The organism is Photorhabdus australis DSM 17609 (assembly GCF_000711895.1).
GTDB classification, from domain to species: domain Bacteria; phylum Pseudomonadota; class Gammaproteobacteria; order Enterobacterales; family Enterobacteriaceae; genus Photorhabdus; species Photorhabdus australis.
Genome location: NZ_KL543985.1, coordinates 26341 through 45252, shown reverse-complemented (window position 1 = coordinate 45252; position 18912 = coordinate 26341). Strand labels below are relative to the sequence as shown.

The 18912-nt window shown below is 43.4% G+C and carries 15 protein-coding genes; 12 read left to right on the top strand and 3 right to left on the bottom strand.

The window, feature by feature from the left end:
• Positions 1–75: 75 nt before the first annotated feature.
• Positions 76–714: a LysE family translocator gene (locus BO26_RS18755; RefSeq protein ID WP_036774193.1), complete on the bottom strand. Its 639-nt coding sequence runs from the start codon at positions 712–714 to the stop codon at positions 76–78.
• Between the two features lie 4 nt (positions 715–718).
• Complete coding sequence (locus BO26_RS18750) at positions 719–1531, bottom strand: 2OG-Fe(II) oxygenase family protein (protein ID WP_036774192.1); 813 nt, start codon at positions 1529–1531, stop codon at positions 719–721.
• A 587-nt stretch (positions 1532–2118) separates the two neighbouring features.
• Between BO26_RS18750 and BO26_RS18745 the strand changes: the two genes are divergently transcribed.
• The 6 genes from BO26_RS18745 to kdsB all read left to right on the top strand — a co-directional run bounded on the left by BO26_RS18745 (position 2119) and on the right by kdsB (position 9409).
• Positions 2119–4446, top strand: a complete 2328-nt coding sequence (locus BO26_RS18745) for a ComEC family protein (RefSeq protein ID WP_110882810.1) — start codon at positions 2119–2121, stop codon at positions 4444–4446.
• A 35-nt stretch (positions 4447–4481) separates the two neighbouring features.
• Positions 4482–6230 carry a lipid A ABC transporter ATP-binding protein/permease MsbA gene (gene msbA, locus BO26_RS18740; protein ID WP_036774187.1) on the top strand — a complete coding sequence of 583 codons (1749 nt, stop codon included), beginning with the start codon at positions 4482–4484 and terminating at the stop codon, positions 6228–6230.
• Positions 6227–7222, top strand: coding sequence for a tetraacyldisaccharide 4'-kinase (lpxK, locus tag BO26_RS18735; RefSeq protein ID WP_036774185.1), 996 nt, complete (start codon positions 6227–6229; stop codon positions 7220–7222). Before msbA ends, lpxK begins: the two co-directional genes overlap by 4 nt.
• Before the next feature lie 669 nt (positions 7223–7891).
• Positions 7892–8107, top strand: coding sequence for a cold-shock protein (locus BO26_RS18730; RefSeq protein WP_036774183.1), 216 nt, complete (start codon positions 7892–7894; stop codon positions 8105–8107).
• 369 nt (positions 8108–8476) lie between these two features.
• Entirely contained in the window at positions 8477–8656 is a 180-nt protein-coding gene (locus BO26_RS18725; RefSeq protein WP_036774181.1) for a Trm112 family protein, read from the top strand.
• Positions 8657–8659: 3 nt separating this feature from the next.
• Positions 8660–9409, top strand: a complete 750-nt coding sequence (kdsB, locus tag BO26_RS18720) for a 3-deoxy-manno-octulosonate cytidylyltransferase (RefSeq protein ID WP_036774179.1) — start codon at positions 8660–8662, stop codon at positions 9407–9409.
• Positions 9410–9492: 83 nt separating this feature from the next.
• On the opposite strand, the gene elyC is transcribed toward kdsB, so the two are convergent.
• Positions 9493–10329, bottom strand: a complete 837-nt coding sequence (elyC, locus tag BO26_RS18715) for an envelope biogenesis factor ElyC (protein ID WP_036774178.1) — start codon at positions 10327–10329, stop codon at positions 9493–9495.
• Positions 10330–10482: 153 nt separating this feature from the next.
• On the opposite strand from elyC, the gene cmoM reads away from it, so the two are divergent.
• The 6 genes from cmoM to BO26_RS18685 form a co-directional block, all read left to right on the top strand.
• The gene (gene cmoM / locus BO26_RS18710; protein WP_036774176.1) at positions 10483–11268 is read left to right on the top strand and encodes a tRNA uridine 5-oxyacetic acid(34) methyltransferase CmoM; all 786 of its coding nucleotides are present in this window, start codon (positions 10483–10485) and stop codon (positions 11266–11268) included.
• Complete coding sequence (gene mukF, locus BO26_RS18705) at positions 11265–12587, top strand: chromosome partition protein MukF (RefSeq protein ID WP_036774174.1); 1323 nt, start codon at positions 11265–11267, stop codon at positions 12585–12587. Before cmoM ends, mukF begins: the two co-directional genes overlap by 4 nt.
• Positions 12568–13290, top strand: a complete 723-nt coding sequence (gene mukE / locus BO26_RS18700; RefSeq protein ID WP_036774173.1) for a chromosome partition protein MukE — start codon at positions 12568–12570, stop codon at positions 13288–13290. Before mukF ends, mukE begins: the two co-directional genes overlap by 20 nt.
• Positions 13287–17735: a chromosome partition protein MukB gene (mukB, locus tag BO26_RS18695; protein WP_036774172.1), complete on the top strand. Its 4449-nt coding sequence runs from the start codon at positions 13287–13289 to the stop codon at positions 17733–17735. The genes mukE and mukB overlap by 4 nt, the downstream gene beginning before the upstream one ends.
• Positions 17736–17756: 21 nt before the next feature.
• Positions 17757–17984, top strand: a complete 228-nt coding sequence (locus BO26_RS18690; protein ID WP_036774170.1) for a type II toxin-antitoxin system prevent-host-death family antitoxin — start codon at positions 17757–17759, stop codon at positions 17982–17984.
• Between the two features lie 146 nt (positions 17985–18130).
• Positions 18131–18912, top strand: a 782-nt coding sequence (locus BO26_RS18685) for an Rpn family recombination-promoting nuclease/putative transposase (RefSeq protein ID WP_036774168.1), incomplete at its 3' end; no start/stop codon positions are given.

Here is an 18912-nt window from a genome sequence, read left to right as displayed (position 1 = left end):
CCCAGTCACATAGTCATCTATGCTCCCGGGGATTCGTTCACTTGCCGCCGCGCTGCAACTCGAAATCTATTGGGTCTAAGAAAATTTCAGATTAAATAATGTCAGTGAATATGAAAAGAAATAGAGTCCAAGTATAATTAAAGTGACACCGCTGGCATAATTAATAAACTTGATAATGCGATGACTGAGCATTTTTTTTGAGAAAAATATAACGGTGTTAATAAATACAACCCAAAAAACAACACCAATAATTGTCCCCGATGCACCAATAGCTAAACCGTATTTGTCCGATGTAATGTTGTTGAGTTGTGCACTGACAGATAACCAAAAGATAATATTGTATGGATTTAACAGTGTTAACAATACACCATCAAAAAAATGTCTATAATAGGGCTTAGAGATAATATTGATATTTTCTTCATTATTTTTCTTATTTATAAAGCTGATAATACCAAACCAAATTACCATTAATGCACCTAAAAAACCCAAAATAGGCATAAAAATAGTATTGGAAAATAATTGTAATATACCAAAGCCTAAAAGTAATAAATAAATGATATCAGCAAAACAAGCACCTAAACCAAAAACTACGGCGTGAAGACAACTGATATTCAAGTGCCGGCGCATAATTTCTATATTTATAGGACCAACGGGAGCCGCAGCTCCCAGACCTAAAAGGAAAAATGTCCCTAATGTATTCACTACTGCGATCATATCGTTAATTCCATAACATAAGATGTTTATTGAGTGATAATCCGATAAAGCTTTGCAATGATATTCTGCACCCGTCAGGAAAACTACGAATTGCATGAGGTTTCCGCGTATTGATTATTATTAAATCTCCTTGTTCTGGTTTAATAAGAATGGATTGGGGCAGAGTGCCTCGCCAATCATATTCTGGATTATCTTCAATTAACTCGGTGATAGGAATAGCAGGGACATCCCACAGTTCTAGCTCTCCTCCATTTGTCGGTGTTTTTATGTATATATTCACAGAGAATTGACCCAGTAAATTGATGGATTGTTGTTGAAGGCCATCAAAATGAGGTTGTTTTTCGACCATGAAAGAACGTTCGGGCCTTCTCATAACCCTGGCAATCCCTGCATGCATCTTTTTACCTTCAAAATTGGCAATACTGGCACCCGCAGACCATATTTCATCCAACTCTAAACGGAATTTGTCGAAAGGGGCTAACATTGGCGCACAGAAATTTCTGACGTCTCTTATTGCGGGTAATGCATTATCAAAGTATTTTTTATAACTATCGCTATCTTTGGATTTGCCAAAAGTTGTGTTGTAAGAGACACCAATTCTATCAACACCATAATCGACTAAAACAATGTCATCTCCTTTTTTCAAGTCATGAGGGTGGCACTCTAGATCTTTATGGGAGAGGAAGAAATCAGAGAGCTTGTTTGCAATGTGACTATCTACATATTCTTTTATATGGATTGCTAATATCTCATCATTAAATAACTTAGCGAGTTCATTTTCTTTCAATGAGTTGGATACGATGACTTCATTTTTCATAAAAACCACCTTGTTATATTTAACATCATTTTTTTGATGATTTTCTATTTAAAAATAGAATGTAAATATTAATTTAATCTTATTCATGTTTAATCAATGCGATCTTAATCACAAAATAAGGAGTAGATATTTATTTCAGTAGTTTCACTAATTTAGTATTCAGCAATTTAAATAATTGTTTTTATTGTTTTACATTCAATTGGTTATTTTATTGATATAAATGTTTAGGTGATGGTTTTTTAAAATTAATTTAATGTTCAATGATAATAACAGACAGATAATATAACCTCTTGTGAGTTCATGATGGATTATAACGTACATTTATAATGTGGACATAGATAAGATCTTAATAAATTATTCAAATTTATTATCGAAATGTTGCATTTAGCTCCAGGGTAATGCTTGATAGGTAATGAGTAAACAATAGCTTCTGTATTTGCGAAGCTGTTCGCATTAGTTTGTGAAATTATTTTCAGATTAAAATTAATCTGCGAAGGTGTTTGATAATTCTTTAGGTGCTTCTGGTGACCTTTAAAGTAATAGGAAATACTTTGCCGGGAAAAGTAAACGAGCAGAGGTAAATAAGGATGTGGCTTTCAGTTTTGATAAATAGGATAAAGACAAACTGGAAGCAGCCGATTCCGGTAATTAGTGTTAATCAGGCTGCGATAGCGATTATTATCGGTATTATACCACTGCTTTTTCTGCCTGAATTACCTAAGAAATGGCAGATTATTGCATTTTTGTTATTAGCTTTATTCTGTTTATTTCTGCCATTTTGTATTTGCCGGATGATTTCAATTTCATTGCTGGCATTTCTGGTAGGATGTTGGCAGGGGAATCACCTACTTGAACAAATAATCTTTCTTAGTGAGAAAGGGCATATATCGCAGGCTATTGTTGAAAGCTTGTCATTGGGTGATGAGGGGAAAAACAAAGTTCTGCTTCGCTTAATTAAGACGGAAGATAAAATTATTTTTCCGCCGCTGTATGTTTCTGCTTATTGGGATTTTATCCCTGATTCTTTGTGTGCTGGCCAAAAATGGCAGTTAAATATGAAATTACGACCCGTTCATAGTCAGCTAAATCAGGGGGGCTATGATAGCCAGCGTAGAGCATTAGCTATTCGTCAACCTCTGACAGGGAAAGTGATCCATGCTGAATTAATTGATGAAAAATGTAATTTACGCCAGCGATTGGTCAGTAATATTGCTCCTGCTATTCGTGAGTTAAAACATAGTGGCATTGCAATGGCATTAGCATTTGGTGAACGCCGATGGCTAAACAAAGAGGATAATTTATTATTACAGCAAACGGGTACGGCTCATCTTATGGCGATTTCAGGGTTGCATATTACTGTTGCCAGTATGTTTGGTTGGTGGATGGCAAGATTATTACAGCTTTTTTTTCCTATCAATTGGATAGGGCATAGATTTCCACTAACCTCTGGCTGGATAGTTGCAATAATTTACGTTTGGTTATCGGGGTGGGGGATTCCGGCTATTCGCGCCTTATTGGGTTTGACACTTTGGCTTTATTTACGCTACAGAAATATTCTGTGTTTCCCCTGGCAGTGGGCATTGTGGACCGCTGCAATTATTCTGTTATTTGATCCTCTGACTGTGCTTTCTGACAGCTTTTGGCTCTCCTTCTTTGCAGTGATGGCACTGATGTTTTGGTTTTTCTGGGCGCCGTTGGTTGAACCATTTCGTTATGGTTGGAAATGGTTATGGCTGCGTGGGCTATATATGCAAATGGGCATGATGTTGATGCTTATTCCTCTCCAACTATTATTGTTTCATGGTGTTAATTTTTCTGCTCTATTTGCTAATTTCTGGGCAGTGCCAATCATTTCTTTTATTACTGTGCCGTTGATCATGCTGGCATTAATTAGCACTTTTTGTCCTTTTATTCACGCCTTACTATGGCAATTAGTCGATTATTCTGTAACCTTTTCTTTGATTCCTTTGCCAGTTTTGCAACAGTCATGGAATGAAACGGGCAGTTTTCCCATCTTGATAACGTTTATTGGCTGGTTTGTCGTTATTATTTGGCGATTCGCGTGGTGGCAATCATATAAGTTGCTGATTGGCATTTTTTTAGGTGTCATGCTCTGTTATTTGAGGCGCAATGAAGAATATCTGTGGCGATTTTCTATGCTGGATGTTGGGCATGGGCTTGCTGTTATCATTGAGAAAGACGGCAAGGCGTTGATTTTTGATACCGGTAATCGCTGGGAAACTGGCAGTGTCGCTGAGAGAGTAATTATTCCTTATTTACGCTGGCACAGATTAATGCCGGAACAAATTATTATTAGTCATAATCATCTGGACCATACCGGTGGATTGGAATTCTTACAACGGAAATATCCTGATATTTCTGTCAGAAGTCCTTTAACTGATAATAAACATCTTCCCTGCATACGCGGTGAACAGTGGCAATGGCAAGGATTGAGCTTCCGGGTATTATGGCCGCCGGAGAGGGTGGTACATGCCGGTAATAATGAATCTTGTGTTATTCGTGTAGAAGATGGCAAACATAGTTTGTTGCTGACCGGGGATCTGGAAAAACAGGGGGAATATAAGCTGCTGGGAATAGAAAAAGATAATTTAAGATCGACAATATTGCAGGTTCCACATCATGGTAGTAATACCTCATCTACTACCGCCTTTATTCACATGGTTGCTCCACAGTATGCATTTGTCTCTGTTGCACGTTATAGCCCGTGGCGACTTCCGTCGACTAAGGTACAGCAACGTTATCGCAAGGCTGGGGTGGAATGGCGTAGTACCGCAGTATCCGGGCAGATAACAGGTTGTTTTTATAGCGATTATGTTGAGATTACAGGATACAGGCAACAAATTATGTCACGTTGGTATCATCAGTGGTTTGGTATTCGAGGCGATCATGAGTAGAATAACCCGCTATTTCTTTTGGTGTTGGTAACGCAATAATGAATGATAAAGACCTTTCTACCTGGCAGACATTTCGCCGACTATGGCCAATTATTTCTCCGTTTAGGATTGGGCTGATAGTTGCTGCGGTTGCACTGATCATTAATGCTGCCGGTGATACATTGATGCTTTCATTGCTTCAACCTTTACTTGATGAGGGGTTCGGCAAAGCAAGCAATGATGTACTGAAATGGATGCCGCTGATTGTGATTGCTTTGATGGTTATGCGCGGGTTATCCGGGTTTGTATCAAGTTATTGTATCTCCTGGGTTTCCGGTAAAGTGGTGATGCAGATGCGTCGTCGTTTGTTCAGCCATATGATGGGGATGCCGGTATCATTTTTTGATCAGCAATCCACTGGTACTTTGCTCTCTCGTATTACTTACGATTCTGAGCAGGTGGCTTCTTCCTCTTCTAGTGCGTTGATTACCGTGGTCAGGGAAGGGGCATCAATTATCGGTCTGTTTATTTTGATGTTCTACTATAGCTGGCAGTTATCTCTGATTTTGATTGTAATTGCGCCGATAGTGTCATGGGTTATTCGCGTCGTATCGAAGCGATTTCGCGATATCAGTAAAAATATGCAAAACAGCATGGGGCAAGTGACGGCCAGCGCTGAACAGATGCTGAAAGGTCACAAGGAAGTGCTGATTTTCGGTGGGCAAAAAGTAGAAACCGAACGTTTTAATAAAGTCAGTAACCATATGCGTCAGCAAGGCATGAAGATGGTTTCTGCTTCATCGATTTCTGATCCCATTATTCAACTGATTGCTTCATTTGCTTTGGCTTTCGTCTTGTATGCGGCAAGTTTCCCGGAGATTATGGATACACTGACGGCGGGTAAAATTACCGTTGTATTCTCATCAATGATTGCGTTGATGCGTCCGCTGAAATCTTTGACTAATGTTAACGCGCAATTCCAGCGAGGCATGGCGGCCTGTCAGACTCTGTTTGCTATTCTGGATATGGAACAGGAAAAAGATGATGGCAAATTGGAGCTTAAAAAAGCGGACGGTAATATTGAATTCCGTAATGTGACTTTCAGCTACCCAACCAAGGAACAACCAGCGCTACAGAATATTTCTATGCATATTCCTGCTGGAAAAATTGTTGCTTTAGTTGGGCGTTCTGGCTCAGGTAAATCCACAATAGCGAATTTGCTGACCCGTTTTTATGATGTCAACGAAGGCAGTATTCTGCTTGATGGTCATGATTTAAGGGAATATACACTTGCTTCTTTACGTGGGCAGGTTGCTTTGGTATCGCAGAATGTGCATTTATTTAATGACACAGTAGCGAACAATATCGCTTATGCCAGTGAAAACCAATACAGCCGTGAAGAGATTGAGAAAGCGGCTGAGATGGCTTATGCCATGGATTTTATCAGGAAGTTAGATAACGGCCTGGATACCATGATCGGTGAAAATGGTGTATTGCTTTCTGGTGGTCAGCGTCAGCGTATTGCTATTGCACGTGCCTTGTTGTGTGATTCTCCGGTTCTTATCCTTGATGAGGCAACTTCAGCGCTGGATACTGAATCCGAACGGGCAATACAGGCGGCGCTGGATGAATTGCAGAAGAATAGAACTTCACTGGTGATTGCACATCGTCTGTCAACCATTGAGAAAGCGGATGAGATTCTGGTTATTGAAGATGGGCATATTGTTGAACGAGGTAATCATCTCTCTCTGCTGGAGCAAAATGGCGTTTATTCGCAACTACATCGGATGCAATTTGGACAATGATCGAACGCATATGGTCAGGCCGATCATGGCTCTATTTGCTGTTATTACCTTTTTCAGTCCTTTATGGGCTGATAAGTGGCTTACGGCGATTGAGTTATAAAATTGGGCTAAGTAAGTCCTGGAAAGCGCCTGTACCTGTTGTGGTCGTAGGTAATTTGACTGCTGGGGGCAATGGTAAAACCCCAGTGGTTATCTGGCTGGTGGAGCAGCTACAGAGAAAAGGCTATCGAGTTGGTGTCGTTTCTCGCGGTTATGGTGGTAAAGCAGAAAGTTATCCTTTGTTGGTGACTGAAAATATCACAACGATTCAGGCAGGAGATGAACCCGTATTGATTCATCGTCGTACCGGTTCACCGGTAGCGGTTGCTCCAGGACGGGTTGACGCAGTAAAAGCATTATTGGCAAGTACGCCATTGGATATCATCGTGACTGACGATGGTTTACAGCACTATGCTCTGCAACGGGATTTTGAAATCGTTGTTATTGATGGTGTGCGCCGCTTTGGTAATGGTTGGTGGCTGCCGGCTGGTCCGATGCGTGAGTTATCAGGGCGGTTGAATACGGTCAATACCATTATTACAAATGGTGGTACGCCTCAGTCAGGCGAATTGTCCATGACATTAGCTGGTGGATTAGCGGTGAATATGGTGAGTGGTGAAAAGCGAATGGTGAACCTTATATCTGATGTTGTTGCTATGGCTGGCATTGGGCATCCACCACGGTTTTTTGCTACTCTGCAACAGTTAGGTGCTAACTTACAAAAACAGTGTGCATTTGCCGATCATCAAACGTACACCGAAGAGCAATTAAGCCATCTGGCTGATACAAACCAAAATTTACTGATGACGGAAAAAGACGCAGTGAAATGTTTTCATTTTGCTCAGCCGAATTGGTGGTATTTACCGGTAGATGCTCAATTACCGCAAGAAAAGGAGCGAGCCATGTTGGATGAAATTTGTTCGCTATTACCCAGCAATAAAAAACCTGATTAAATTTCAAAAACATACAGTGATTGCTGGTGGGGGCTTGGGTTTTTGCGCTAACTTCATTTTGATAAGGATTTCTAACGTTTCTTGTTAAGTTATTCTCTGTCGATATATACAATTTTAATCGTCGTTCCCAGATTTATTTGATTTTTTGCTATTGTTGAATGATATTAAAATTATCCATTGTGGCTGAACAGCTGGACAACCGTTTTGTGTGATTGATTTAGGTTGTGTCATTGATTCAGGCATCCGCAATGTTGGCGGGATACTTGTTTGTACCCAATTACTCAAGCAAATGCACTACTCGAGTTAAGTATATACCCAATAGATTTCAAGATGCATCGCGACGGTAAGGGAGCGAATCCCCGGGAGCATATACCCAATAGATTTCAAGTTGCAGTGCGGCGGCAAGGGAACGCACCCCCAGGAGCATAGATAACGATGTGACTGGGGTAAGTGAACGTAGCCAACAAAGCAGCAGCTTGAAAGATGAAGGGTATAGATAACTCTGTGACCGGGGTGAGTGCAGCCAACAAAGAGGCAACTTGAAGGATGAGGGGTATATTTTAAGTATTGAAATGGAGATGGAGCTTTATTCGAAAGCTTAATAAAGAGTAGCAAACATCAAAAACAATAGATTGAATTATTGTGAGATGAACAGAAGGGAAAATTATCATGACATTACAATTACAAATGGGTAAAGTAAAATGGTTTGATGAAAATAAAGGGTATGGCTTTATTTCTCCACAGGATGGGGGACAAGACATATTTGTCAGTAGAAAAGCGATTGCTAATACAAAAAATAAGTCACTCACAGAAGGACAGAATGTAGAGTTTTCAATTATTCGCAACGGTTATAGTTTAGCCGCAGCAGATGTAATTGCATTTTAGTTCTCTATCCTATGGAGTTATTTTATTGTTATTCGTTAATAAAGAGGGAGCTTGAGCCATGTTGCGGGCAAAGGCAATAGCTCTTTTTGAAGGTACTTTCGGTGAATCCGGAGGGAGAGCGAAGTAGATTCCTATTCACGTATTACGTTTACTCTCCGGTTTCTCGCTGTCTGTGTTCACGATTTATTAACTCGCAATGCTTTGCATCTATTGAAGATAGTTTCAAACCTTCCGCAACTTACCTTATTTGAATTCCTGTGGATGATATTGGGAAAAGGATCGAAAGATCAAATAACAAGAGTTAACGGTGATACCGGGCTTATGTTATTCTGAGCCGTATCAAATTGAGGCTCCGTAATTGGAGGATATATGGATCACCGTTTACTCGAAATTATTGCTTGTCCTGTGTGTAATGGGAAGCTCAGCTACGATAAAGAGAATTTCGAACTTATCTGTAAGTTAGATCGACTCGCATTTCCTGTGCGTGATGGCATTCCTGTCTTGTTAGATCACGAAGCTCGCGAATTACCATTGGATAAGGGAAAATAAGGAATGTTCACAGTTATTATTCCTGCCCGCTTTGCTTCTACCCGTTTACCCGGTAAACCATTAGCTGATATTCACGGTAAGCCAATGATTGTTCGTGTGATGGAGCGAGCTATGCGCTCCGGGGCTAAACGCGTTATTGTGGCAACGGATAATCACGACGTTGTTGCTGCAGTTGTTGCTGCGGGGGGAGAGGCTTGTCTGACCAATGAAAATCACCATTCTGGTACTGAACGGTTAGCTGAGGTTATCGACAAATATCAATTTGCCGATGATGAGATTATCGTTAACGTTCAGGGGGATGAACCATTAATTCCAGAAGAGATTATTAAACAGGTTGCAGAGAATTTAGCAGGCTGCAAAGCAGGAATGGCAACTTTGGCCGTCCAGATTCATCATGCAGAAGAAGCTTTTAATCCTAATGCTGTAAAAGTTGTTATGGATAAACAGGGTTATGCACTCTATTTCTCCAGGGCGACGATCCCCTGGGAACGTGATGGTTTTATTCAATCGCGGGAAACGATTGGTGATAATTTCCTGCGTCATATTGGTATTTATGCCTATCGTGCAGGTTTTATTCGTCGTTATGTACAATGGGAGCCGAGTCCATTAGAGCAGATTGAAATGCTGGAGCAATTACGAGTGCTTTGGTACGGCGAAAAAATTCATGTGGGAATTGCACTGAAAGCGCCGGGAGCGGGGGTTGATACTCCAGAAGATTTAGCCGCAGTTAGAAAGGTATTTACTGAAATTTAATTACTTGTCTGAACTTATTCTTTGATTAACGAAAGCGCAGCATGAATTGCGCTTTCGTTTCTCTTGGTTTTTCAGCAAGTGATTTACGGTTCAGGCTGTGGGTTTACCGGCTGAGAATTATCTGATTTTTTTACGGATTCTAAATCTTTCGATGGTTTAATACGTTGCCAAATGGTGCCTAAAATTTCGTACCATGCCCGCTCTGAATGAGACAGATAATAAGAAGAGGGTAAGTATTTCTCCCAGGAATGTAACGGTGAAGTGATCGCCAACTGATTTGCTGGGCCAGGAATGGGATTCAGCCCTCGTTGTTGAAAGAATGTTATTGCCCGCTTCATATGATTGGCGGAGGTAACTAGAATAAAAGAGTGCTTACCAATTAATTTTTCAACTTCATTAGCTTCCTGTTCAGTATCCATGGGTTCTGTTAGTGCGATAGTATCCTCTGCGGGGACGCCGAGTGATTGTGCTACCATAGTGGCGATTTCAGCGCTGCTTTTAGAATTCGTTCCTTTACCTCCGGTAAAAACCATTTTAGAACCGGGATTGAGGTGATATAAACGGATACCTTCTGTTACCCGAGGCAAACTGTTGTTGAGTAAGTTTGAACTGGGTGCCCAATTTGGGTTATAAGTGAAGCCACCACCAAGAACCACGATATAATCAACCGGTGGATTGATGTCACTGGGATCAGATTGATAACCTTTAGCATAAATTGATTCTAGTGGTAACAGCAGCTTATCGGCAATGGGTTGTAGGCTTAGCAGAAACAGCGCAAGCCAACTAAATGTGAGAACTGTTTTTCCTGTTTTTTGCCAACGGGTAAACCACAATAGTAATAAGGCAACAAGTGAAATCAGTAATATTAACGGCAGAGGCATCAACATTGCCCCCAAGTACTTTTTGAATAAAAATAGCATTTATTTGCCTTAATTTGGTTGAATTATAACCATGTGGCCCACGGTTTGTAGTCAAAAGTGGTTATGTCAATGAATGCTGTGCCAAAATAGCAGCTAGCATAATGAAATCTCAACAGATAAATCAGATTTATTCTATTAGTGAGGCAGTTTTTCATGCGGGATCGCAATTTCGATGATATTGCAGACAAATTCTCTCGTAATATTTACGGCACAACCAAAGGTAAAATCAGGCAAGCCGTTGTCTGGCAGGATATCAGCGAATTACTGGTTCAATTACCTCAACGTCCACTGCGTATTTTAGATGCGGGTGGCGGCGAGGGTAATATGGCATGCCAATTAGCTGAATTAGGTCATCAAGTGATACTGTGTGATTTATCAGAAGAGATGATCCAGCGCGCAAGGTTGGCCGCGGAAGAAAAAGGGGTCAGCCAAAATATGCGATTTATACAAAGCCCGGTACAGGAAATTAGCCAATATATAGAACAGCCAGTAGATTTGGTATTATTTCATGCGGTGTTGGAATGGATTACTGAACAGAAATATGTAATAGAAGTGTTAACGAATATCATTAATCCTGGCGGTGCTTTGTCTTTAATGTTTTACAATGCTAATGGTCTGGTAATGCGAAATGCTATTTTAGGTAATTTTCATTTGGCGACACCCAATATGCAACGTCGCAGAAAACGTTCACTGTCTCCGCAAAATCCATTAGCACCTGAACAGGTATATCAATGGCTTGCTGAATTAAATTTGGCAATTATCGGTAAAACGGGTGTACGGGTTTTTCACGATTATTTGCAAAGTCGCCAATTACAGAATGAGAATTTTCCGGCATTGTTGGAATTAGAACAACGTTATTGCCGACAGGAACCTTATATCAGTTTGGGGCGCTACATTCATGTTATGGCATGCAAGCCAGCTTTAAAGGAAGAATTATGAGTGAATATTCCCAGACTGTCCCGGAATTGGTGTCCTGGGCCAGAAAAAATGATTTTTCCATTTCATTGCCGGCGGAAAGATTAGCTTTTCTGATGGCAATTGCGGTGCTAAACAGCGAACGCCTTGACGGAGAGATGAGCGAAGGGGAATTGGTTGATGCCTTTCGTGAAGTTTGTAAAGGATTTGAACAGACCACCGAATCGGTTACGGTACGGGCTAACAATGCCATCAATGATATGGTACGCCAAAAACTTCTCAATCGTTTTACCAGTGAATTGGCCGATGGCAATGCAATCTATCGCTTAACGCCGCTTGGTATCGGTATCAGTGACTACTACATCCGTCAGCGGGAATTTTCCACCTTACGTCTTTCGATGCAACTTTCGGTAGTGGCAAGTGAGTTGCATCGGGCAGCAGAGGCGGCAGAGGAAGGGGGAGATGAATTCCACTGGCACCGGAATGTTTTTGCACCGCTGAAATATTCTGTTGCAGAAATCTTCGATAGCATCGATATGTCGCAGCGCGTGATGGACGAACAGCAAAACTCGGTTAAAGAAGATATCGCGGCGTTATTGAATCAAGATTGGCAAGCGGCGATTGCCAATTGTGAACAACTGCTCTCGGAAACATCAGGTACGTTGCGAGAGCTTCAGGACACATTAGAAGCAGCTGGAGATAAACTTCAGGCCAATTTGTTGCGTGTTCAGGATGCGAATATGGGCAGTGGTGGATCAGAACTGGTTGATAAACTGGTATTTGATCTGCAAAGTAAACTGGATCGTATTATCAATTGGGGTCAGCAGGCGATTGATTTATGGATCGGCTATGATCGCCACGTACATAAATTTATCCGTACTGCGATTGATATGGATAAAAACCGTATTTTCTCTCAGCGCTTACGTCAATCCGTCCAGCACTATTTTGATAACCCATGGACCCTCACTGTTGCTAATGCAGAGCGTTTGTTGGATATGCGGGACGAAGAGTTGACGTTACGTAATGAAGAAGTGACGGGCGAATTGCCGTTAGAACTGGAATATGAAGAATTCAGTGAAATAAACGAACAACTGGCAGAAATGATTGAAAAAGTCCTGTTGGTATATCAGCAGGAGCAACGTCCACTGGATTTAGGTGCGGTGTTAAGGGATTACCTTGCTCAGCATCCGCTTCCTCGTCACTTTGATGTGGCACGTATTCTGGTGGATCAGGCTGTACGGTTGGGTGTGGCAGAGGCGGATTTCTCTGGGTTGCCAGCGGAATGGTTAGCGATTAATGATTACGGAGCCAAGGTACAGGCACATGTCATCGACACATATTGAACAATTTATGCCAGTTAAACTGGCACAGGCGTTAGCCAATTCACTTTTCCCCGAATTAGACAGCCAGCTTCGCGCGGGTCGTCATATTGGGCTGGATGATCTTGATAATCATGCTTTTCTGATGGATTTTCAGGAGCAATTGGAAGAGTTTTACGCCCGCTATAATGTGGAGTTGATACGTGCACCAGAAGGTTTCTTCTATCTGCGGCCTCGTTCGACGACACTGATCCCCCGCTCGGTATTATCAGAGCTAGATATGATGGTGGGAAAAATCCTCTGTTATCTCTACCTCAGCCCGGAACGTCTGGCTAATCAGGGGATTTTTACTTCTCAGGAGCTGTATGAAGAGCTGATCTCGCTGGCGGATGAAGGCAAACTGATGAAGTTTGTCAACCAGCGATCCTCTGGTTCCGACCTGGATAAACAGAAATTACAGGAAAAAGTGCGTACTGCGCTTAATCGCCTGCGTCGTTTGGGAATGGTCTATTTCCTGCCAAATGACAATAGCAAATTTACCATCACTGAGGCGGTATTCCGTTTTGGTGCAGATGTACGCAGTGGCGACGATCCTCGTGAAGTACAACTGAGGATGATTCGTGATGGTGAGGCAATGCCGGTTGAAGGCAGCTTATCGCTTGATGACAGTGAAAATGATGAAACACCGGATAGCTCAGCAGAGGGCGCGGGAGATGAACAACCATGATTGAACGCGGTAAATTTCGTTCACTGACGCTGGTTAACTGGAATGGTTTTTTTGCCAGAACTTTTGATCTTGATGAATTAGTGACAACCTTATCAGGCGGTAATGGTGCGGGTAAATCCACCACGATGGCGGCTTTTGTCACCGCTCTGATCCCTGATTTAACCTTATTGCATTTCCGTAACACGACCGAAGCTGGTGCGACTTCTGGTTCCCGTGATAAGGGATTGCATGGCAAGTTGCGCGCGGGGGTCTGTTATTCAACGCTGGATGTGATTAACTCCCGTCATCAGCGGGTAGTGGTCGGTGTGAGACTACAACAGGTTGCAGGTCGTGACCGTAAAGTTGATATCAAACCTTTTATGATCCAGGGATTGCCAACCGCTATTCAACCTACGCAGTTACTGACTGAAAATGTGGGTGAAAGACAGGCGCGCGTGTTGCCACTGAACGAACTAAAAGATCGCCTTGATGAGATGGAAGGCGTGCAGTTCAAGCAATTCAACTCCATCACCGATTATCACGCATTGATGTTTGATTTGGGCGTAATCCCCAAACGCCTGCGTTCAGCGGGTGATCGCAGTAAGTTTTATCGCCTGATCGAAGCTTCTCTGTACGGGGGGATTTCCAGTGCTATTACCCGCTCACTGCGTGATTACCTGTTGCCGGAAAACGGCGGTGTTCGGAAGGCATTTCAGGATATGGAAGCGGCATTACGTGAAAACCGTATAACGCTGGAAGCTATTCGAGTCACGCAATCTGATCGCGATCTGTTCAAGCACTTGATCACAGAAGCCACTGCTTACGTGTCAGCTGACTATATGCGCCATGCTAATGAGCGCCGCACTCATCTGGATCAAGCACTGGCATTACGTGGTGAACTGTTTGGCAGCCACAGACAACTGGCAACTGAGCGGTATCGTCATGTCGAAATGGCGCGGGAGTTGGCTGAGCAAAATAGTGCCTCCTCTGATTTAGAAACGGATTATCAGGCTGCCAGTGATCATCTGAATCTGGTGCAGACAGCCATGCGCCAACAGGAAAAGATTGATCGTTATCAGGTGGATCTGGAAGAACTTTCCTATCGTTTGGAAGAACAAACAGAAGTTGTTGAAGAAGCCGGGGAGCTTCAGGCTGAATATGAAGCCAGAACGGAAGCGGCAGAGCAGGAAGTTGATGAGCTGAAAAGCCAGTTGGCGGATTATCAGCAGGCACTGGATGTTCAGCAAACTCGCTCCATTCAGTATCAACAGGCGTTACAAGCGCTGGAACGTGCCCGTGAACTTTGCCAGCTACCGGATCTTGTCGCCGATAATGCAGAAACATGGCTGGAAACTTTTCAGGCTAAAGAGCAGCAGGCGACAGAAGCTCTGTTGATGTTGGAACAGAAATTAAGTGTTGCCGATGCGGCTCATAACCGGTTTGAACAGGCATATCAACTGGTTAAAAGTATGGTTGGCGAAATCGGTCGCAGTGAAGCCTGGCAGAGTGCTCGTGAATTGTTGCGTGATTGGCCATCCCAGCAGCATTTGGCGGATCGCGTTCAGCCATTGCGGATGCGGTTGGCTGAACTAGAGCAGCGTCTGAACAGCCAACAAAATGCAGAAGGTTTATTAAGCGAATTTTGTAAACGTCAGGGACAGCAATATCAGGCTGAAGATCTGGAAGGATTACAAAATGAGCTTGAAGCCCGGCAGGAAGCATTAAGTTTAAGCGTTAATGAAAGCGGTGAGCGTCGTATGGAGATGCGACAGGCGCTTGAACAACTGAAACAGAAAATTCAGTCACTGACTGCTCGTGCGCCGGTCTGGCTGGCAGCGCAAGATACCCTGAACCAACTGTGTGAACAGAGTGGTGAAACGCTGGCGAGCAGTAATGACGTGACGGAATACATGCAGCAATTGCTTGAACGCGAACGTGAGGCAACGGTAGAGCGTGATGAAATTGCTGCCCAGAAACGTGAATTGGAAAAGCAGATCGAGCGCCTCAGCCAGCCGAGTGGTGCAGAAGACAGCCGGATGATTGCCTTAGCGGAACGTTTCGGCGGGGTTTTGCTGTCAGAAATTTATGACGATATCACCATTGATGACGCGCCGTATTTCTCGGCCCTGTATGGGCCGGCGCGCCACGGCATTGTGGTGCCCGATCTCTCTTTGGTACGCCCACAGCTTGAAACGCTGGAAGATTGCCCAGAAGATCTCTATCTCATTGAAGGTGATCCACAATCCTTTGATGACAGTGTATTTAATGCCGAAGAGCAGACAAATGCGGTATTGGTTAAATCTTCTGACCGCCAATGGCGTTATTCTCGTTACCCTGAATTGCCGCTGTTTGGCCGTGCTGCCAGAGAAAATCGTTTAGAAGTTTTGAATCTGGAGCGCGATACCTTGGCGGAGCGTTATGCCACGCTCTCTTTTGATGTACAGAAAATTCAGCGTGCTCATCAGACGTTTAGCCAGTTTGTGGGCAAACATCTGTCTGTGGCATTTGATATCGATCCGGAAGCCGAAATCCGTGAATTGCGGCAGCGTCACACGGAACTGGAACGTGAACTCTCCCGGTTTGAAGAACAGACCCAACAGCAGCGCCAGCAATATACTCAGGCTAAAGAAAGCCTGACGACATTAAATCGCCTGATCCCCCAAGTCACATTATTGTTGGATGAAACCTTGATCGATCGCGTAGAAGAAATACGCGAAGAGCTGGACGAAGCGCAGGAAGCGGCTCGTTTCCTGCAACAACATGGTTCGGCGCTGGCAAAACTGGAACCGATGGTTGCGGTTTTGCAAAGTGATCCACAGCAGCATGAGCAATTGCAACGGGACTATGAAACCGCCAAACAGAGCCAGCATCAGGCTAAACAACAGGCATTTTTGCTGGTGGAAGTGGTGCAGCGTCGTGCGCATTTTAGCTACAGTGATTCTGCCGGTATGCTTAATGAAAATGCGGATCTGAATGACAAACTGCGTCAGCGTCTGGAACATGCAGAATCGGATCGCAGTCGCGCCCGCGAACAACTGCGTCAACAGCAAGCGCAGTATTCCCAATTTAACCAGGTGCTGGCATCCCTGAAAAGCTCTTATGAAACCAAACAAGATATGTTGAAAGAGCTGGAGCAGGAGATGAAAGATATTGGTGTTCAGGCGGATGCCAATGCTGAAATTCGTGCCCGTGAGCGCCGTGATCGACTTCATGAAGCGCTCAGCACTAACCGTTCCAGAGTCAATCAGCTTGAGAAGCAGATTGCTTTTTGTGAAGCAGAGATGGAAAGCTTGCAGAAAAAGCTGCGGAAACTGGAACGCGATTACCATCAAATTCGCGAGCATGTGGTTACGGCTAAAGCGGGTTGGTGCGCAGTGATGCGCATGGTGAAAGACAATGGCGTTGAACGTCGCCTACATCGTCGTGAACTGGCGTATATGGAGGGGGGGGCGTTACGTTCCATGTCGGATAAGGCGTTGGGGGCATTGCGTCTGGCGGTGGCTGATAACGAGCATCTACGTGATGCGCTGCGTTTATCCGAAGATCCAAAACGTCCTGAACGTAAGATTCAATTCTTCATTGCGGTTTATCAGCATCTGCGTGAACGTATTCGCCAGGATATTATCCGCACGGACGATCCAGTTGATGCCATTGAACAGATGGAAATTGAGCTGGCTCGTTTGACGGAAGAGCTGACAGCCAGAGAGCAAAAATTAGCTATTAGTTCGAAGAGCGTGGCAAATATTATTCGCAAAACCATTCAGCGTGAGCAGAACCGAATCCGCATGCTGAACCAAGGATTACAAGCCGTCTCCTTCGGACAAGTTCGTGGTGTGCGGTTGAATGTGAACGTGCGTGAAAGCCATGCGCTATTGCTGGATGTGCTTTCTGAACAGCAAGAACAGCATCAGGATCTATTTAACAGTCAGCGATTAACCTTCTCGGAAGCAATGGCAAAACTTTATCAGCGTTTGAATCCTCAAGTGGATATCGGTCAACGATTGCCGCAAACCGTGGGTGAAGAGCTGCTGGATTATCGCAATTATCTGGAGCTGGATGTTGAGGTTAACCGTGGGTCTGATGGCTGGCTGAAAGCGGAGAGTGGGGCGTTGTCTACCGGTGAAGCGATTGGTACCGGCATGTCGATTTTGGTGATGGTAGTACAGAGTTGGGAAGAAGAATCCCGCCGTTTGCGTGGTAAAGATATTTCCCCTTGCCGATTGCTATTCCTTGATGAAGCGGCGCGTTTGGATGCTAAATCTATCGCTACTTTGTTTGAATTATGTGAACGCCTGCAAATGCAGTTGATTATTGCCGCCCCGGAAAATATCAGCCCTGAAAAAGGGACCACTTATAAACTGGTTCGTAAAGTATTTAAAAACCACGAACATGTGCATGTGGTAGGACTGCGAGGATTTGGTCAGGATACTCCGGCGACTCAATTGATTTCAGATGCTACTGCTTAATCAGACGGATGGTTTACGGTAATTGTAAGTAGGGAAAATAAAGAGATTGCGCCACGGAGGGCGCAATATATTCAGGATTGTGCACCAATATTGATCACCAGACAAAACGGTGGCGATTGCGTTATTATTTCAAGTGCAGAATATGCAAGCCTTGAAGAAACTGCTTATTTACTACGTTCATCCGCTAATGCAAAACATTTACTTAAATCATTGGAGCAGGTAAATAGCGGAAATTTGCAGGAAAGGTAACTAACCTGAACTTCGCTTAAGAAGGAAATTAAAGTATCTGAGATACGATCAAAGTTTTTGTCAAAGAAAATTCAAGACATCTCAGTCCGCTTGGTTTCTTGCTTAATATTCCTTCAATATAAAAGAAAGTATGCTACCATTCACCGATGAAGAGAAAAAATACACCAACGCCACATGACGCTGTTTTTAAACAGTTTTTAAGTCATATTGATACTGCCAGAGACTTTTTGGAGATACATTTGCCTGCGACATTACGGGCAGTTTGTGATCTGGATACACTGCGGTTGGAATCAGGGTCGTTTATTGAAGACAATCTGCGGGCGCATTATTCCGACATTTTGTATTCATTGAAAACGGCTCAGGGTGACGGTTATGTGTATTGTGTGATCGAGCACCAAAGTTCCCCGGACAAAATGATGGCATTTCGATTAATGCGCTACGGTATTTCAGCCATGCAACGGCATCTAGAGCAGGGACATGAAAAATTGCCGCTGGTCATTCCGGTGTTGTTCTATCACGGTAAAATACAGCCGTATCCCTGGAGTACCAATTGGCTCGACTGTTTCGATGATCCGGCTCTGGCGGAGGAAATCTATTCCAATAAATTCCCGCTGGTAGATGTGACGGTAATCCCGGATGATGAAATCTTGACGCACAAACGGGTCGCGCTACTGGAAATGGTGCAAAAGCATATCCGGCAGCGAGATATGGCAGAGCTGCTGCAAGAGTTGGTTATACTGCTGACGTATGATTACTATACGGATGAACAGCTAAAAAGCGTGCTAAACTACTTATTACAGGTGGGAGATACCGCCGATCCAGAGGGTTTTATTCGGCGACTGGCAGAACAGTCCCCGAGGTATGAGGAGGTACTGATGACAATAGCACAAAGATTGGAACATAAAGCACGTCAAGAAGGACGTCAAGA

Excerpts from the sequence above, each read along its gene's own strand:
- BO26_RS18755 (WP_036774193.1), bottom strand. The coding sequence starts at position 714 with ATGATCGCAGTAGTGAATACATTAGGGACATTTTTCCTTTTAGGTCTG.
- BO26_RS18750 (WP_036774192.1), bottom strand. The coding sequence starts at position 1,531 with ATGAAAAATGAAGTCATCGTATCCAACTCATTGAAAGAAAATGAACTC.
- BO26_RS18745 (WP_110882810.1), top strand. The coding sequence starts at position 2,119 with ATGTGGCTTTCAGTTTTGATAAATAGGATAAAGACAAACTGGAAGCAG.
- lpxK (WP_036774185.1), top strand. The coding sequence starts at position 6,227 with ATGATCGAACGCATATGGTCAGGCCGATCATGGCTCTATTTGCTGTTA.
- BO26_RS18730 (WP_036774183.1), top strand. The coding sequence starts at position 7,892 with ATGACATTACAATTACAAATGGGTAAAGTAAAATGGTTTGATGAAAAT.
- BO26_RS18725 (WP_036774181.1), top strand. The coding sequence starts at position 8,477 with ATGGATCACCGTTTACTCGAAATTATTGCTTGTCCTGTGTGTAATGGG.
- kdsB (WP_036774179.1), top strand. The coding sequence starts at position 8,660 with ATGTTCACAGTTATTATTCCTGCCCGCTTTGCTTCTACCCGTTTACCC.
- elyC (WP_036774178.1), bottom strand. The coding sequence starts at position 10,329 with ATGCTATTTTTATTCAAAAAGTACTTGGGGGCAATGTTGATGCCTCTG.
- cmoM (WP_036774176.1), top strand. The coding sequence starts at position 10,483 with ATGCGGGATCGCAATTTCGATGATATTGCAGACAAATTCTCTCGTAAT.
- mukF (WP_036774174.1), top strand. The coding sequence starts at position 11,265 with ATGAGTGAATATTCCCAGACTGTCCCGGAATTGGTGTCCTGGGCCAGA.
- mukE (WP_036774173.1), top strand. The coding sequence starts at position 12,568 with ATGTCATCGACACATATTGAACAATTTATGCCAGTTAAACTGGCACAG.
- mukB (WP_036774172.1), top strand. The coding sequence starts at position 13,287 with ATGATTGAACGCGGTAAATTTCGTTCACTGACGCTGGTTAACTGGAAT.